The organism is Streptomyces himalayensis subsp. himalayensis, from assembly GCF_013778455.1.
Classification (GTDB): domain Bacteria; phylum Actinomycetota; class Actinomycetes; order Streptomycetales; family Streptomycetaceae; genus Streptomyces; species Streptomyces himalayensis.
Map to the genome: position 1 here is coordinate 134,461 of NZ_JACEHE010000013.1, position 17,356 is coordinate 151,816.

A 17,356-nucleotide genomic window follows, 5' to 3' on the forward strand; every position below is an offset into this window, starting at 1 on the left:
TCACCAAGGACGCCGACATGGTGGAAACCACCGCACCCGCCGCCCCTGCCGTGCCCCCTGCCATGAGCGGCCCCGCGCCCAGGCGCCGGAAGCGCGCCTGGGACGAGCCCCCGCGCTGGCAGATCTACGTCCCGCTCGGGATCTACCTGCTCTTCACGCTCATCCCCTTCTACTGGATGCTGCTCTTCGCGATCCGGCCCGCGGGCTCCACCTCGCTGCTGCCGTGGCCGCTCACCTTCGAGCACTTCGAGAAGGTGTGGACCGAGCGCAGCTTCGGGGTGTTCTTCCAGAACAGCCTCCTCGTCGGCGTCGCGTCCATGCTGATGACCACGGTGGTCGCGCTTGCCGGCGGCTACGCCCTCGCCCGCTTCAACTTCAGGATCAAGCGCGGCTTCATGCTCGCGCTGCTGTGCTCGCAGTTCATCCCGGGCGCGCTGATGCTGGTGCCGCTCTTCGAGATCTTCGCCAACCTGCGGATGATCAACTCGCTGGGCAGCGTCATCATCGCCGAGACCGTCTTCCAGCTGCCGCTGTCGATGATCCTGATCAGCGGCTTCATCAAGAACGTGCCGTACTCCCTGGAGGAGGCCGCCTGGGTCGACGGCTGCGGCCGCTTCCGCGGCTTCTGCGCCATCGTCCTGCCTATGCTGCGGCCCGGTCTGATCGCCGTCGGCTCCTTCGCCTTCGTGCACAGCTGGAACCACTTCCTGTTCGCCCTGATGTTTCTCAGCAACCAGGAGAAGCAGACGATCCCGGTCGGCCTGGCCACCCTGATGAGCGCCGACAGTGTCGACCTGGGCGCACTGGCCGCGGGCGGTGTGGTCGCCGCCGTGCCCGTCGTGATCGTCTTCGCGTTCATCCAGAAGTGGCTGGTCACCGGGTTCAGCGCCGGGGCGGTGAAGGGATGAGCATCATGCCGCTTTCACGAAGAGGCCGCCGTGCGCTCCAAGTCGCCCTCGGCATTGCACTGTTGGCGGGGATCGGCGTTCCTGCGTCCGCGGATGCCCGCGACCTGAGCCGCGAGACCCTGGCCGCCGACGACGGCTGGGCCGCCGCCGACGGAGGCACCACCGGGGGCGCCGCAGCGGACGACGAGCATGTCTTCACCGTACGCAGCCGGGCCGAGCTCGTCCGCGCGCTCGACGGCGGCAGCGCGACACCGAAGATCATCCGGATCGCGGGCACCATCGACGCGAACACGGACGACGAAGGGCGCCACCTCGACTGCGCCGACTACGCCACCGACGGCTACAGCTTGAAGAAGTACCTGGCCGCCTACGACCCGCGCACCTGGGGCTCCGCCAAGCCGTCTGGACCGCAGGAGGAGGCCCGGCAGGCGTCGGCCGCCCGGCAGGCGGAGCGCGTGGAGATCGCGGTCGGCGCCAACACCACCATCGTCGGCCTCGGCGACGACGCCGTCCTGGAGGGCGCCAGCCTCCAGGTCAAGGACGTGGGCAACGTCATCATCCGCAATGTGGAGCTGCGCGACGCCTACGACTGCTTCCCCGTGTGGCAGCCCAACACCGGCGGCCTCGGCGACTGGAAGACGGCGTACGACAACCTCTGGCTGCGTGGTGCAACGCACGTCTGGATCGACCACGTCACCGCGTCCGACGGGGACCACCCCGACGCCGATGAGCCCACCTACTTCGGCCGCAACTTCCTGCGCCACGACGGCCTGGTGGACATCACCAACGGCTCGGATCTCGTCACCGTCTCCTGGAGCCGGTTCGCCGACCACGACAAGGCGATGCTCGTCGGCAACAGCGACTCCGCGACGGGCGACCGCGGCAAGCTGCGCATCACGCTGCACCACAACGAGTTCGAGTCGGTCGTGCAGCGCGCCCCGCGCGTCCGCTTCGGCCAGGTGCACGTCTACAACAACCGCTACGTCGTTCCCGAGGGCGCCCACGACTACCGCTACTCCTGGGGCGTCGGTGCCGAGTCGGCGATCTACGCCGAGAACAACGCTTTCACCACGCCCGGCCATGTCGAGGCGGCCGACCTGGTGAAGAGCTGGAACGGCAGCGCACTGCACCAGACCGGCACGCTCTTCAACGGCTTCCCGGTCGATCTGCTCACCATCAACAACGCCTACAACTCCGGCAGTGAACGGGACCTCACCGCCGACGTCGGCTGGACCCCGGCGCTGCACGGCCGCATCGACAGCGCGGCGACGGCGGACCACGACGTCGCACGCGGAGCCGGAGCCGGGAGGATCCGATGAACACGGCACCCGCATCCGTACCCGCAGCCGTTCCCTCAGCCCAGGGGCCGCTCCCCGTCGTCCTCGCGGGCGCCCGCGGACACGGCCGCTGGCATCTGGAGAACATCCGCCGCCTCCAGGCGAAGGGTTTGGTCCGGCTCGCGGGTATCTGCGAGTTGACGCCCCTCACCGCGGAGGAGCTGGACGGCCACGGCCCCGTGGAGCAGTCCCCGGACTTCGCCGCCCTCCTCGCGTCCACGGGCGCCGCCGCAGCCGTGATCTGCACCCCCATCCCCACCCACGCCGACCTGGCGCTGACCGCCGCCGAGCGAGGAGTGCACCTGCTGCTCGAGAAGCCGCCTGCGCCCTCGTACGCGGAGTTCCAGCGGATGGCCCGCGGTGTGGCGACGGCCGGTGTGGCCTGCCAGATCGGCTTCCAGTCGCTCGGCTCGCACGCGATCGCCGCCATCCGCGAACTCGTCGCCGAGGGGGCGATCGGCGAGCCGATGGGCATCGGCGCGGGCGGTGCCTGGGCCCGCGACGAGGCGTACTTCCGGCGCGCCCCCTGGGCCGGACGCCGCCGCCTCGACGGCGTGGACGTGATCGACGGAGCGCTCACCAACCCGCTCGCGCACGCCGTGGCCACCGCCCTCGCGCTCGACGGCGCCACGCGCGCCGACGACGTGGCGTCCGTGGAGACGGAGCTCTTCCGCGCCAACGACATCGAGTCCGACGACACCTCGTGCGTGCGGATCACCACCACACGCGGCAGCACCGTGGCCGTCGCCGCGACCCTGTGTGCGGAGCGGCCCGAGGAGCCGTACGTCCTTGTGCACGGCAGCAGCGGCCGCATCACCTTCTGGTACAAGCAGGACCGGGTGCTCCTCCAGCGGGCAGGGCACGGCCCGAGCGAGGTCCTGTACGACAGGACGGACCTGCTGGAGAACCTTGTCGATCACCTCGCCGGACGCGCCGACCTGCTGGTCACGCCGGAGTCGACGGGTGCCTTCATGCGGGTCGTCGAGGCGATCCGGCTGGCTCCCGAGCCGGTGCCGCTGCCGTCCGGGGCGTGGCGCACGGAGCCGGGTGAGAGCGCGCCCCGCCGGATCGTGCCCGGTGTCGACGGACTCGTCGCGGCCGCCGCCGACACCCTCGCCCTCTACTCCGAGCTGGGCGCCTCCTGGGCGCTGTCCGAGGAGGTGACCGCATCATGAACACATCCGTGGCGACCACGTCGGTCGTGCTGATGTGCGCCGGCCGGCCCGTCGGCCGCTACATCGTCCGGCCCGAACTGGGCCCGCGGCTCTCGCCCCGCCCGTATCTGCATCCCGTCACCACGCTGGGCGGGGCGCCCGTCACGGAGCTCAGCCCGGCGGACCACAGGCACCACCTCGGCGTCGGTGTCGCCGTTCCCGACGTTGAGGGGTACAACTTCTGGGGCGGCCGCACCTTCGTGCGCAACCAGGGCCCCACCGAGCTGGACAACCACGGCGCACAGCGCCACCAGGCGTTCCAGCTGCGCGACCCCGACGGTTTCGTGGAAGAACTCCGCTGGGTGGCGGGCGGATGCGAGCTGCTGCGCGAGCGGCGCACCGTGGCCGCCACCGCACTGAACGACTCCGCCTGGGCGCTCGACTTCACCTTCTCCCTCACCAACACGACCGAACAGACCCTGTCGATCGGCAGCCCCGCAACGAACGGGCGTCCCGGAGCGGCGTACGGAGGATTCTTCTGGCGGGCCCGCAAGGAGGCCGCCGCACCACAGGCGTTCACCGCGCACGCCGACGGCGAGTACGCGGTGCACGGCAGCCGCGCCCCCTGGCTGGCGCTGGCCGGCCGGGACTGGACGCTGGTGTTCGCCGGGGCCACCGAGGAGACCCGCCGCGACCCGTGGTTCGTGCGCACCGCCGAGTACCCCGGCGTCGGCTCGTCGCTCGCGCACGACGCGCGGCTGCCCGTCGAGCCGGGCGGCACCGTCGTACGCCGCGTCATCACCGTCGTCGCCGACGGCCGCCTCGACCAGGACCGGGCCGCGGCCCTCGTCCGAAAGGCAGTGGGCACATGAGCTCCCCGAGCATGAGCACGGCACCCTGGACGGCCGATCTCGGCGACGGCGCGTACCGCAACCCGGTCCTCAACGCGGACTGGTCCGACCCGGACGTCGTGTGCGTCGGCGACGACTTCTACCTCACCGCGTCCAGCTTCGGCCGCGTCCCGGGACTGCCGCTGCTCCACTCCCGCGACCTCGTCAACTGGACGCTGATCGGGCACGCCCTGGACCGGCTCGTACCCGCCGAGGCGTTCGCCGCTCCCCGCCACGACTGCGGGGTGTGGGCGCCGGCGATCCGCCACCACGACGACCGGTTCTGGATCTTCTGGGGCGACCCCGACCACGGCATCTACCAGGTCAACGCCCCGGAGATACGCGGACCCTGGACACGCCCGCACCTCGTCAAGTCCGGCAAGGGCCTCATCGACGCCTGCCCCCTGTGGGACGACGAGACCGGCGAGGTGTACCTGGTGCACGCCTGGGCCAAGTCCCGCTCCGGGATCAAGAACCGGCTCACCGGCCACCGGATGAGGCCCGACGGCACTGGGCTGCTCGACGAGGGCAAGGTGATCGTCGACGGCGACCGCATCCCCGGCTGGTTCACGCTCGAAGGCCCCAAGCTCTACCGGCACGACGGCTGGTTCTGGATCCTCGCCCCGGCCGGGGGAGTGGAGACCGGCTGGCAGGGCGCGCTGCGCGCACGGGACTTCTTCGGCCCGTACGAGGAATGTGTCGTGCTCGCCCAGGGGCGCACCGCCATCAACGGCCCCCACCAGGGCGGTTGGGTGCGCACGGCCCGCGGCGAGGACTGGTTCCTGCACTTCCAGCAGCGGGGTGCGTACGGGCGGGTCGTCCACCTCCAGCCGATGCGCTGGTCGGACGACGGATGGCCGGTGCTCGGCGACGGCGGCGAGCCCGTCCTCGCGCACCGCAAGCCCGACCTGCCCGAGCAGCCCGTGTCCGCACCTGCCACCGACGACGACTTCCCGGGCGGGCGGTACGGACCGCAGTGGCAGTGGACCGCCAACCCCCAAGACGGCTGGACGAGGGGGCACCTGGGCGACGGACTGCGGCTGACCTGCGTACGCACCGACGACGCGCACGACCTGCGAAGGCTGCCCCATGTGCTGACGCAGCGGCTGCCGGCCACGGTCTTCACCGCCGAGGTGGAGCTGCGGCTGGACAGCGACGAACCGGGGGCGAAGGCCGGGTTGGCGGTGCTCGGCGACGCGTACAGCTGGATCGGTCTTGAACGCGGCCTCGACGGCGCCGTGCACCTGGTGCACCGGTTCGCGGAGCAGACCGCCGACCGTGAGAGGGATGCCGCGCATCCGAGGCCGGCGCCGGGGGCCACGGCCCGGCTGCGGATCGAGGTCTCGGACGGCGCCCGCTGCCGCTTCCACGCCGACACCGGCGACGGACTCGAGTCGTCCGGGCAGGTGTTCGCCGCCACTCCGTGGCGCTGGGTGGGCGCCCTGCTCGGCCTGTTCGCCACCGCACCCCCCGGCCAGGGACCCGCCGGGACGGTCCTGTTCACCCATTTCCGCACTACGAGCTGATCCCACCCCCGCACCCGTGGGGAAATCCTGCAACGCCTGTTGGGAGCCGCAATGACGCACCTCCGTAGCAAGCGCTTGAGAGCGAGAGCCATGGCGTCCGCCTGGGCACTCGCGACCGCCCTGGGCCTTGGAGCCCTGAGCCCGGCACCGGCGGCCGTGGCCGCCGATTCGACAGAAGCGGCCGCCGCCCAGCCGCAAGCAGCCGACCGGCTGTCCGACACCCCGCACGGCTTCGCCTCCCTCGCCGGCGGCACCACCGGTGGTGCGGGCGGCAAGATCGTCACCGTCACCGACCAGGCGTCTCTCGCCAAGTACGCGGCGGCGGAAGGCAGTTACATCATCCGGGTCAAGGGCTCGATCGCCGTCGAGCCGTTCGGCTCCAACATCCAGGTGACCTCCGACAAGACCATCGTCGGCGTCGGCACGTCGGGCGAGATCGTCCACGGCGAGCTGCACCTGAACCCCGGCACGCACAACGTGATCATCCGCAACCTCACCATCCGCGACTCGTACGTCGAGGGCGACTGGGACGGCAAGACCCAGGACTTCGACGGCATCCAGATGGACACCGTCCACCACGTCTGGATCGACCACAACCGGCTGACCCACATGGGCGACGGGCTGCTCGACATCCGCAAGGACAGCGAGTACATCACCGTCTCCAACAACCGCTTCGACAACCACAACAAGGCGTTCGGCATCGGCTGGACCGACAACGTCAAGACGCAGATCACCATCGACCACAACTGGTTCAACGGCACCAAGCAGCGCAACCCCTCCGCCGACAACTGCGCCTACGCGCACCTCTACAACAACTACCTCTCGGCACAGGTGGCGGACGGCGACCCGGTCTGGTCGTACGGCAACTGGTCGCGCGGCCGCACGAAGATGGTGATCGAGAACAGCTACTACGAGGACGTCCAGCACCCCTACCAGGCCGACGCCACCGCCGAGCTGGTGCAGCGCGGCTCGATCCTGAAGAACACCACCGGCCGCCACGACGAGTGGGGCACGGCCTTCGACCCGCGCGACTTCTACGACTACCGGCTGGACCCTGCCGACGCGGTCCCGGCGCTGGTGAAGAAGTTCTCGGGCCCGCAGAAGACCCTCGGAACGAACACGGTGCTGAACGTACCGGCGGACTACCCCACGGTGCAGTCCGCCGTGGACGCGGTGCCGAACGGCAACGACGGCGAGGTGACGGTGCGGATCGCGCCCGGCACCTACCGGGAGCACGTCAAGGTTCCGGCCGGCAAGCCGTACGTCACCCTCCGCGGCACGGGAGATGACCGCGAGGACACGGTCATCGTGTACGACACTCCCGCCGGTGAGGTGAAGCCCGACGGCAGCACCCAAGGGTCCTGGGGCAGCGCCACCGTCGTCGTGCAGGGCAACGACTTCACCGCCCGCAACCTCACCTTCAGCAATGACTACGACGAGGCCGCGCACGGCCAGTCGCAGGCCCTGGCCATGAAGACCACCGGTGACCGGATCGTCTTCGAGAACACAGCCTTCCTCGGCAACCAGGACACGCTGATGACCGACAGCCCGAAGCTGGAAACCGTCAGCCGGGTCTACATCCGCGGCTCCTACATCGAGGGTGACGTCGACTTCATCTACGGGCGGGCCACGACCGTGATCGAGAAGTCCGTCATCAAGGCGCTCAACCGCGGTTCCGCCACCAACAACGGCTGGATCACGGCAGCTTCGACGTGGAAGGAGAACCCGTACGGCTTTCTGATCACCGACTCGAAGGTCGTGAGCGACGCTCCCGCCGGCTCCGTCCACCTGGGCCGCCCCTGGCACCCGGGTGGCAACCCCGACGCGATCGCCCAGGTGCTGTTCCGCGACACCGAGCTGCCCGCGGCGATCAAGGCGTCGCCGTGGACGGACATGGGCGGCTACTCCTGGAAGGGCGCCCGCTTCACCGAGTACCGCACCTACGGCCCCGGCGCCGCGATCACCGCCGACCGGCCGCAGATGAGCGACGCCGACGCGGCGCACCACACGGTCGCCGACTACCTCGCCGGTACGGACGACTGGGCCCCGTACCTCCCCTGAGCCCCAACCCGCCACCGCTCACCACCCCCATATCCCCTCATCGCCCCCCACACCGCACCGCGTAACACGCGAGGGGCCGGGCACCGATCGCTGCCTTGCACCTGTGGTGCACCCGGCCCCGCTCCATCGACAACACACAGCGTCAGATCCAGAAGAAGAGAGCCGAGCATGATCATCATCCGCAGCAGAGGGCGCCGTCGCACGGCGGCCGCTCTCGCCCTGACCACCGCACTCGCGCTGACCGCCACCGCCTGCGGAGACGACGGCAGCGGTGCCGCCGGGGACAAGGGCGACGAGGGTTCCGGCAAGGGCGAGATCACCTTCTGGGACAACAACGGCGGTGTCCGCACCGACGCCTGGAAGGAGATCATCGCCGACTTCGAGAAGGCCAACCCGAACATCAAGGTCAACTACGTCGGCATCCCCGCCGCAAGCGTCCAGTCGAAGTACGACACCGCCATCCAGGGCGGCGGGCTGCCGGACGTCGGCGGCGTGGGCGCCGCGATGCTCGCCGGGATCACCGCACAGAACGCGCTGGAGCCGCTTGACGAGCGCATCGACGGCAGCTCGCTCAAGGGCAAGCTGAACAAGGGCATGGTGGAGAGCGTCCGGGCGGCGGGCGACGGCGACCAGATGTTCACGGTGCCGACCTCCGCCAACAACGGCACGCTCTGGTACCGCACCGACATGTTCAAGGCCGCGGGCCTGGACGCGCCCACCACCTGGTCCAAGTTCTACGAGGCCGCCGACAAGCTCACCGACAAGAGCAAGAACCAGTTCGGCTACACCATCCGCGGCGGCGAGGGCTCCATCGCGCAGGCGATCGACGCGGCGTACAGCCAGTCCGGCATCACCTCGTTCTGGAACGGCGACAAGACCACCCTCAACGACCCGAAGAACGTGGCGGCGCTGGAGAAGTACGTCGGCCTTTACAAGAAGGACACCCCATCCGCTGACCTCAACAACGACTTCACGAAGATGGTCGCCCAGTGGGACAGCGGTCAGATCGGCATGCTGAGCCACAACCTCGGCTCCTACCAGGACCATGTGAAGGCGCTCGGCACGGACAAGTTCCGCGGCCTCCCCAGCCCGACGCTCGAGGACGGCACGCGCGTCCAGGTGTCGAACCCGGTGGACGGCCTCGGCCTGTTCAAGTCCAGCAAGAACAAGGCCGCGGCCTGGAAGTTCATCGAGTTCGCGGTGTCCCACGAGTCCAACAGCAAGTGGAACGAGTCGGCGGGCGCCATCCCGTCCAACACCGACGCCGCCAAGGACGCCTGGGTGCAGAAGGCCGAGGCCACCAAGCTCGCCTCGGAGGCGCTGAACGACGGCTCCATCAAGATCGTGCAGCTGCCGTACTACCTGCCCGACTGGAACACCATCAGCAAGGCCGACAACGAGCCGAACTTCCAGAAGGTGCTGCTCGGCAAGATGTCCGCGAAGGACTTCCTGGACACGCTCGCCGAGCAGCTGAACGAGGCTCAGGCCGAGTGGAAGCAGCAGAACAAGTGACGGCCACCCGCCGACGCGTGGTCGCGGCCATCGCGGGCCTTCCGCTCGCGCTGGCCGCGGCCCCGGCCGCCCTCGCGAACACCACCGGAGACAACCGTCGTATGCGCACCCTCTATATCGCGGGCGACTCCACCGCCGCCCAGAAGTACGCCGACGCCGCCCCCGAGACCGGCTGGGGCATGGCGCTCCCCTTCTTCCTGCACCGGGACATCGCGGTCGACAACCACGCGGTGAACGGCCGCAGTTCGAAGAGCTTCATCGACGAGGGACGGCTCGCACCCATCCTCGATGCGATCCGGCCCGGCGACTTCCTCCTCATCCAGTTCGGCCACAACGACGAGAAGACCGCCGACCCCACGCGGTACACCGAGCCCTGGACGACGTACCAGGAGCACCTGCGCCAGTACGTGGACGGGGCGCGGGCCCGTGGGGCGCGGCCGGTGCTCGCCACCTCCGTGGAGCGCCGGAAGTTCGACTCGGCCGGCAACGCCGTGCCGACCCACGGCGAGTATCCCGCAGCGATGCGGGCCCTCGCCGAGGAGGAGGGCGTGGCACTCCTCGACATCCAGGCCCTGTCGATCGCGCTGTGGCAGAAGCTCGGCGTCGAGGAGACGAAGAAGTACTTCAACTGGACCGACACCGAGCAGGACAACACCCACTTCAACCCGCCGGGTGCGATCGCGGTAGCCCGGCTGGTCGCCGAACAGCTGGTGGCCCAGAGCGTGTTGGCGACGCGCGATGTGCGCCGCCTCGACGACGAGATCCCCGAGTCGTGGATCACCTGGCCGGAGGCCTAGGCCGTAAGTCTTTTCGAGGAGCCGCAATGCAGACAAAGAAGTGTCATAGGCGTGCCATCGGGACGTCGCTCGCTGTCGGATGCACCGCCCTGGTGCTGGCCGTCACGGGCACGGTCGGTACGGCCCAGGCGCAGGTCACGGACCAGGCCGCCCGGGGGCGTGACCTCGGGCGGGAGACCCTGCCCGCCGGTGACGGCTGGGGCTCGTACGGCACCGGCACCACGGGCGGTGCCGCCGCCGACGCCGAGCACCAGTACACGGTCACCACCTGGGAGGAGTTCGGAGCCGCCCTCAAGGACGGCGGTGACGCCGCGAAGATCATCAGAGTCAAGGGCACGCTCAACGCCACCGAGCAGGGCTGCGAGGCGTTCGAGGCCGAGGGCTACGACTTCGACCAGTACCTCGCCGACTACGACCCCGCGGTTTGGGGGTACGACACCCCGGTCAGCGGCGAGCAGGAGGACCTGCGTGCCGCCTCCGCCGCCAACCAGAAGAAGGCCATCACGGTCTTCGTCCCTGCCAACACCACGATCGTGGGCGTCGGCAAGGACGCCGGGATCGTCGGCGGCAGCCTCCAGATCAAGGGTGTCGACAACGTCATCGTCCGCAATCTGACCGTGGAGAGCCCTCTCGACTGCTTCCCGCAGTGGGACCCCACCGATGGCGCCACCGGGGCCTGGAACTCCGAGTACGACGCCGCGGTCGTCTACGGCTCCACCCATGTGTGGATCGACCACAACACCTTCACCGACGGCGCCCACCCGGACAGCTCGCTGCCCAGGTACTACGGCGAGATCTACCAGCAGCACGACGGCGAACTGGACATCGTGCGCGGCGCCGACCTGGTCACCGCCTCCTGGAACACCTTCGCCGACCACGACAAGACGCTGATGATCGGCAACAGCGACAGCCTCGTCTCAGACCGCGGCAAGCTGCGCGTCACCCTGCACCACAACCTCTTCCGGAACGTCATCGAGCGCGCGCCCCGCGTCCGCTTCGGCCAGGTCGACGCGTACAACAACCACTACGTGATCCCCGAGACCGGCTACGTCTACAGCCTCGGCATCGGCATCGAGTCCCAGCTCGTCGCCGAGAAGAACGCGTTCACGCTGCCGGAGGGGGTCAGCGCGGCGAAGATCCTCAAGAAGTGGAAGGAGGCGCCGGTCACCGCCGAGGGCAACTACGTCAACGGTGAGGCCGTCGACCTCATCGCCGTCCACAACGCGGAGATCCCCGAGGAGACGCTCCAGTCAGGGGCGGGCTGGACCCCGACCCTGCGGACGAGGGTCGACGACCCGCGAGCGCTGCCCGGCATCATCGACAACCGTGCCGGAGCCGGCCGACTCCGCTGACTCTCCCCGAGCGGGGGCCGGGGCGGACCGCATCCCATCCCGGTTCCCACTCCCCGAGCGGGCCGCACCGCCGCATCCCATCCCGGCTCCGCTGACTCTCCCCGAGCGGAGGCCGGGGCGGACCGCACTCCGCCTGTACAGCGGGCCGCCGCCCCGGCTTCCACGTCTCCTACCGCCCCCTCATGCATCACCCCCCACGCTTCTTCACACCCCCGTCCCCCTGTCTTGAGCCCCACACCGAAGGAGCACCCGCATGCCCGCCTATCACTCTGAAGTCACTCTGAGCCGCCGCTCGTTGCTCATTGCGGGCGCCGGTGCCGCACTCGCCCTGGGCCTGTCGTCCCCCGCCCGCGCCGCCGGGGGCGACAGCGCCTTAACCGCCGATCGGCCCTTCGGCCGCTACGGCTCCCCGGCCGCCCGCCTCACGGACCGGACCCTCTACGTCCACCCGGACGGTGCCGGTGACTTCACCACCGTGCAGGCCGCCGTGGACGCCGCCTCCGGCACCGGCTACACCCTGGTCCTCGCACCCGGCACGTACCGCGAGACCGTGAACATCACCGCCGCCCGCGCCGGACTGACCCTGATCGGCGCGAGCGAGGACCCGTGTGACGCCGTCATCGTGTACGACAACGCGGCGGGCACGCCGATCCCGGGTGGTGGCGGAGCCACCTACGGCACCACCGGCTCCGCCACGACCACCGTCCGGGCCGCGGACTTCACCGCCCGCTGGATCACCTTCGCCAACGACTTCCTGCGCGAGGAGCACCCGGAGATCAGCGGTACCCAGGCCGTCGCCATCAAGGTGATGGGTGACCGCTCGGCGTTCCACCACTGCCGTTTCCTCGGCCACCAGGACACGCTGTACGCGGATTCGCTGTCCCTGTCGCTCATCGCCCGCCAGTATTTCGCGCACTGCTACATCGAGGGCGACGTGGACTTCGTCTTCGGCCGGGCCACCGCCGTGTACGAGCACTGCCGCTTCCACACCCTCGACAGGGATGTGAGTTTCAAGCCCGAGGGCATGGTGTTCGCGCCGTCCACCGCGCGCGCCAACCCCTACGGCTACCTGGCCGTGAGGTGCCGTATCACCAGCGGCGCGGAGAACGGCGCGTACAAGCTGTCCCGCCCCTGGGTGCCCGGCTCCGACGGCACCGCCTGGCCGTCACTCGTGGTCCGCGACACGGTCATCGGCCCCGGCATCGACGCGGCCGCGCCGTACACCAACATGCGGGACGAGTACCCGTGGCAGTCCCAGCGGTACGCCGAGTACCACAACACGGGCCCCGGCGCGGAGATCACCGTGCCGGAGAACCGGCCCCAGCTGACCGCCGAGGAGGCCGAGTCGGCGACCCGCGAGGTCTACCTCGGCGACTGGACCCCCTGGAAGGCGGGCTGAGATGCGCCGCCGCACCCTGCTGGCCGCCGCCGGAGCCGCGCTCGCCGCCGCGACCACTGCTCCCGCTCATGCGTCGGCGGCGGGTCCGGTCGCCGTACGCTGCACGTCCGCCCCGGCGACTCCATCCAGGCCGCCGTGGACGCCGTGTCCGGCCCCGGGTGGACGATCGTCGTCCACCCGGGCACGTACCGCGAGGCCGTGAGCATCCCCGCGACCGCCGCCGGGCTCACCCTCGTCGGCGCCTCCGGGGACCCGCGCGACGCCGTCATCGTGTACGACAACGGAACGCGGAAACCGGACGGTTCGGGCACCTACGGGACGGCCGGCTCGGCCCCCTTCACCTCGGCAGCGCCGGGCCTGACCGTACGCGGACTGACGATCGCCAACGACTGGCTGCGCGCCGACCACCCGGAGATCACCGGCACCCAGGCCGTCGCCGCGTACGTCACCGGTGACCGCTCGCTCTTCGAACACGTCCGCCTCCTGGCCCACCAGGACACGCTCTTCGCGGACACCACCGCCCTGGACGCCTTCGACCGGCAGTACTACCGCCACTGCTACTTCGAGGGCGACGTGGACTTCGTCTTCGGGCGGGCCACCGCCGTCTTCGGCCACTGCCACCTCCACACCCTCGACAGGGAGGTCGGCTTCAAGCCCGAGGGCATGGTCTTCGCGCCGTCCACGGCCCGCGCCAACCCGTACGGGTTCCCCCCACGAAAGGACCCGCACCATGCAGCGTCGTACCGCAACCACCCTCGTGTCGGTTCTCGCTCTGGGCGCCGGCCTGGCCGTACTCCCCACGCAGGCCCATGCCGCCACCGTCGTGGTCCATACCACGGCGGAGCTGACGAGCGCCATCTCCAGTGCCACCGCGGGCACCACCATCCAGGTGCGCGGCGGCACCTACTACCCGACGGCCACGCTCCAGTCCACCGCCAACGGCACCTCCTCCAACCGCATCTACCTCCAGGCGTACGGCACGGAGACCGTGAAGATCGACGGGTCGAACCTGCCCGACGGCGACTGGATCTTCAAGCTCACCGCCGACTACTGGACCGTCTCCAACATCACGTTCCAGAACTCGCCGGACAGCGCGGTCGTCTGCCAGTCGTGCGCCTCCACGTACTGGAGCAACGTCAAGACCATCAACGGCGGCGACTCCGGCTTCACGCTGACCGGGGACAACACGACCAACAACACCGTCAAGAACCTCGACAGCTACGGCCACTACGACGCCGCCAACCACGGTGAGAACGCGGACGGCGTCGCCATCAAGTACGGCTCCGGCACCGGCAACCTCGTCACCGGCGCCCGCCTCTACAACAACTCCGACGACGGCATCGACCTGTGGTCGTTCTCCTCGCCGGTCACCGTCGAGCACACCTGGGCCTTCGGCAACGGCGAGAACCGTTGGTCAGACTCAGCCTTCGCGGGCGACGGCAACGGCTACAAGCTCGGCGGCGACGGCGAGTCCGTGGCGCATGTCGTCAACAACTCCGCGGCCTGGGACAACGCAGGCAACGGCTTCACAGAGAACAGCAACACCGGCGCCATCGTGATCAACCGGACGACGGCGTACGCCAACGGCAAGTGGGGCTACTACTTCGCCACCGGCGCGGCCAGGCTCGGCAAGAACCTCGCCGTGGGCAACGGTTCCGGCCTGGTCAACAAGGGCTCCTCGGTGGTCTCGCAGGGCAACAACTGGGACCCGGACATCGCGACCCCGTCCTTCATCTCGACGGACGCGACGACCACGTACAACGCCCGCCAGTCGGACGGCTCGCTGCCCGCGACCAGCTTCCTGACCACGGGCAGCAGCACCATCGGCGCGACGATGGACTAGGAGGGATGGACCAGAAGAGTCGGAGTCAGCTGCCCGCGTACGTGCTGAGCAACCGGGCGTACTCGGCCCCGGTCACCGGGATCACCGTGCCGTGCCGGGGGCTGGCGGGCAGCTGGTAGTTCTCCGACGGCGTCCACTTGCCCGTGCTGAGGCCGGTGGTCTCGAAGGGGATGTAGCCGCGGCCGCCGAACTCGTCGATGAACAGGTACCACTTGTCCTCGGTGTTCGACTTGAAGATCGTCGGGCCCTCGCCACGGTCGATCGCGCCCTTGCCGATGCAGTCGGCCACGAAGTCGTACGAGGTTTCCGTCAGCGTGTCCGACTTCTCGGCGGTGATGAACTTCGAGCAGGGCGTGCCGGATGACGGGTCGCGCTCGTCCTTGGTGAAGCGGTAGTAGGTGCCGCCGTCCTTGATGACGGTGGAGTCGATCACCGAGTAACCGGGGTCGTTCCATACCTTGGGCTCGCTGAAGGTGCGGAAGTCCTTCGTCGTCGCGTAGAGCATCTTGTTGTACGTCGAGCCGGTGTGGTCCGGGTCGTCCTCCGCGTAGAGCTTCGAGGCCCAGAACACGACGTACTCGCCGAGCTTCTCGTCGTAGTACGCCTCGGGTGCCCAGGTGTTGCCGGCCGTGTCGGGTGAGACCCTGACCAGGCGCTGGTCGGTCCAGTGGACCAGGTCCGTCGACTCCCACACCATGATCGACTTGCTGCCGGTGCGCTGCACCTCGTCCCAAGTGCCGCTGCTGTTCTGGTACATCCGCAGGTCGGTGGCGATCAGATAGAACTTGTCGCCCTCGGGGGAGCGGATGACGAACGGGTCGCGCAGGCCCTTCTCGCCGAGGGTGGAGGTGAGGACCGGCTTTCCGCCGTTCAGCTCTCGCCAGTGCAGCGGGTCGTTGCCGCGGCTGAGAGCCATCCGGATCTGTTCGCCGTCGGCCGTGCCCTCACCGGTGAAGTAGGTGAAGAGATAGCCGGCGTACTTGGGTCTTGTCTGGGTCACGGACTGCGCTCCGGTCTGGGCTGGGCTGGGTGGGGCGGTGAGGATGCTCGCGAGCAGGGCGAGGAGCGCGAGCAGTGGAAGGACGAGGGCCCTGGGGGCGGCCTTCGCCACGAGGAGCGTGCGGGCTGTGCGGGGAGCCATGGCACATCCTGGGGGAGTTTGGTGGTTTCTGTGGGGTGAACCGCAGTCGGAGTGTCGGCAGACGGCTCCCGCTCCGTCAATCCGTGTGCACGAATCTCGGGCGCATCGAAACTTTCGGCGCATGCCCGCGGCAACCCTTTCCGGCCGCGGCGGCGACAAGGGACCGGAAGCGGGCCGGGGGACCGACCACCCTCCAGTCCCCCGGCCCGCTTCCGCCCCACCCCCCAAGGAAAGGAACCGCAGTGAGCATCCGCTCCGGACGCCACCGCAGGATCCACACCCTCTCGTTCGCCGTCGCGGTCGCCGCGGGGCGGGCTGCCGTACGGCGCCCGCAAGGCGGACGGCTCGCTGCCCGCCACCACGTTCCTCACGACCGGTTCGACCACCATCGGGTCGAACATGAACTGACAGCGGCCGTCCCTCGTCCCTGTCCCGGGCATGTACGGAGCCGCCGCCTCCACGGGGGGAAGAGGGAGGCGGCGGCTCTCTCGGACGGGCTCAGGCGTCGGGGGGCGACGCGGGACCCGTCAGTCGTAGGTCAGATCGGAGGCGGTGTAGCGGCAGTACGTGCCGTCCGGGCCGCTGCCGATCTGAACCGGCTCATCACCTGTGTTGTTGCCCTTGAAGCGGACGCACGGCTTGATCTTCTTGCCGCTGTCGCCGTGGATCCGGACGTTGCGCAGTGCCGCCGTGTCGCCGTAGTTCGCGTTGATGCCGACGATCGAACCGCCCGGCGCGGTCACGTCCACGTCGTTGACGATGATGGACCGCTTGTACTGCGTCGAGCAGTTGCCGCGCGAGCGCACCAGCTTGCCGAAGTCCGCCACCTGGAACTTGGTGATGACGAGCTTTCCGGCGCCGTTGAACTGGAAGACCTTGTCCGACGCCTTCTTCGCGCCGCCGCCGTACACCGTGTACACGGCCGACGACGAGGTGCCCCTGAAGGTGGCGGCGTCCTCGCCGACGTCCTCCCACCACACGTTCCGCAGGGTGCAACTGCCCTGGCAGTGGATGCCGTCGGCAGCCGGCGCGCCGAGGATGACGTCCTTGAGCACGGCCCCGTCCTTCAGCTTGAAGACCGGGTCCTGGCCCTCCTCCTGGCCGTCGCCGCCGAGGGCACCGCTGCCGTAGTACCGCTTCAGCCCGCCGTCGAGCGTGCCCGACACCGTGATGGTGGAGGAGACCGCCTGGGTGCCCTTGGCCGTCGGCCACGCGGCGGCCGCACCGGCCGGGGAGAGCATCGCACTCGTCATGAGGGCGGCACCGGTCAGCGCGAACGCGCCCGCCCCCGCGATGACGGCGCGCCTCCTGGCGGCCCGCCGCCGGTGCCGGTAACGGTCTCCGGTTCTTGAGGCCATGATCCGTTCCTCCGGGGGTGCGGGTAACCGACGCTTGCGTCTTGTGGTTGCCGCTGCCCCGCGGAGTGGTTGCCTCGT

General features: G+C 69.6%; 12 protein-coding genes and 2 pseudogenes. 12 read left to right on the top strand and 2 right to left on the bottom strand.

Going from position 1 to position 17,356, the window contains the following annotated elements; all coding sequences use genetic code 11:
- Positions 1 to 17: 17 nt before the first annotated feature.
- The 12 genes and pseudogenes from H1D24_RS21775 to H1D24_RS21830 all read left to right on the top strand — a co-directional run bounded on the left by H1D24_RS21775 (position 18) and on the right by H1D24_RS21830 (position 14,779).
- Positions 18 to 908 (top strand): carbohydrate ABC transporter permease, encoded by an 891-nt coding sequence (locus H1D24_RS21775; RefSeq protein WP_220137063.1) that lies wholly within the window; start codon positions 18 to 20, stop codon positions 906 to 908.
- A gap of 5 nt (positions 909 to 913) precedes the next feature.
- Complete coding sequence (locus H1D24_RS21780) at positions 914 to 2,227, top strand: pectate lyase family protein (protein WP_181659307.1); 1,314 nt, start codon at positions 914 to 916, stop codon at positions 2,225 to 2,227.
- Complete coding sequence (locus H1D24_RS21785; protein WP_181659308.1) at positions 2,224 to 3,420, top strand: Gfo/Idh/MocA family protein; 1,197 nt, start codon at positions 2,224 to 2,226, stop codon at positions 3,418 to 3,420. The genes H1D24_RS21780 and H1D24_RS21785 overlap by 4 nt, the downstream gene beginning before the upstream one ends.
- Complete coding sequence (locus H1D24_RS21790; RefSeq protein WP_181659309.1) at positions 3,417 to 4,271, top strand: DUF6807 domain-containing protein; 855 nt, start codon at positions 3,417 to 3,419, stop codon at positions 4,269 to 4,271. The genes H1D24_RS21785 and H1D24_RS21790 overlap by 4 nt, the downstream gene beginning before the upstream one ends.
- Positions 4,272 to 4,282: 11 nt before the next feature.
- Entirely contained in the window at positions 4,283 to 5,815 is a 1,533-nt protein-coding gene (locus tag H1D24_RS21795) for a glycoside hydrolase family 43 protein (protein WP_181659310.1), read from the top strand.
- Between the two features lie 51 nt (positions 5,816 to 5,866).
- Positions 5,867 to 7,876, top strand: coding sequence for a pectinesterase family protein (locus H1D24_RS21800; RefSeq protein WP_181659311.1), 2,010 nt, complete (start codon positions 5,867 to 5,869; stop codon positions 7,874 to 7,876).
- Positions 7,877 to 8,044: 168 nt separating this feature from the next.
- A complete protein-coding gene (locus tag H1D24_RS21805; protein ID WP_181659312.1) occupies positions 8,045 to 9,388 on the top strand; it encodes an ABC transporter substrate-binding protein in 1,344 nt (447 codons plus the stop codon).
- Complete coding sequence (locus H1D24_RS21810; RefSeq protein ID WP_181659313.1) at positions 9,385 to 10,185, top strand: rhamnogalacturonan acetylesterase; 801 nt, start codon at positions 9,385 to 9,387, stop codon at positions 10,183 to 10,185. Before H1D24_RS21805 ends, H1D24_RS21810 begins: the two co-directional genes overlap by 4 nt.
- Positions 10,186 to 10,211: 26 nt before the next feature.
- Complete coding sequence (locus H1D24_RS21815; RefSeq protein ID WP_181659314.1) at positions 10,212 to 11,537, top strand: pectate lyase family protein; 1,326 nt, start codon at positions 10,212 to 10,214, stop codon at positions 11,535 to 11,537.
- Between the two features lie 253 nt (positions 11,538 to 11,790).
- The gene (locus H1D24_RS21820) at positions 11,791 to 12,936 is read left to right on the top strand and encodes a pectinesterase family protein (protein WP_181659315.1); all 1,146 of its coding nucleotides are present in this window, start codon (positions 11,791 to 11,793) and stop codon (positions 12,934 to 12,936) included.
- 1 nt (position 12,937) lies between these two features.
- Positions 12,938 to 13,644 (top strand): annotated as a pseudogene (locus H1D24_RS21825) (pectinesterase family protein); the annotation flags it as partial.
- 22 nt (positions 13,645 to 13,666) lie between these two features.
- A complete protein-coding gene (locus tag H1D24_RS21830; RefSeq protein ID WP_181659316.1) occupies positions 13,667 to 14,779 on the top strand; it encodes a right-handed parallel beta-helix repeat-containing protein in 1,113 nt (370 codons plus the stop codon).
- A 37-nt stretch (positions 14,780 to 14,816) separates the two neighbouring features.
- Here the strand turns inward: H1D24_RS21830 and H1D24_RS21835 are convergent.
- Together H1D24_RS21835 and H1D24_RS21840 are read right to left on the bottom strand one after the other, a co-directional pair.
- A pseudogene (locus H1D24_RS21835) lies at positions 14,817 to 15,920 on the bottom strand (glycoside hydrolase family 43 protein); the annotation flags it as partial.
- Between the two features lie 527 nt (positions 15,921 to 16,447).
- Positions 16,448 to 17,278, bottom strand: a complete 831-nt coding sequence (locus H1D24_RS21840) for a pectate lyase (protein ID WP_181659318.1) — start codon at positions 17,276 to 17,278, stop codon at positions 16,448 to 16,450.
- Positions 17,279 to 17,356: the final 78 nt, after the last annotated feature.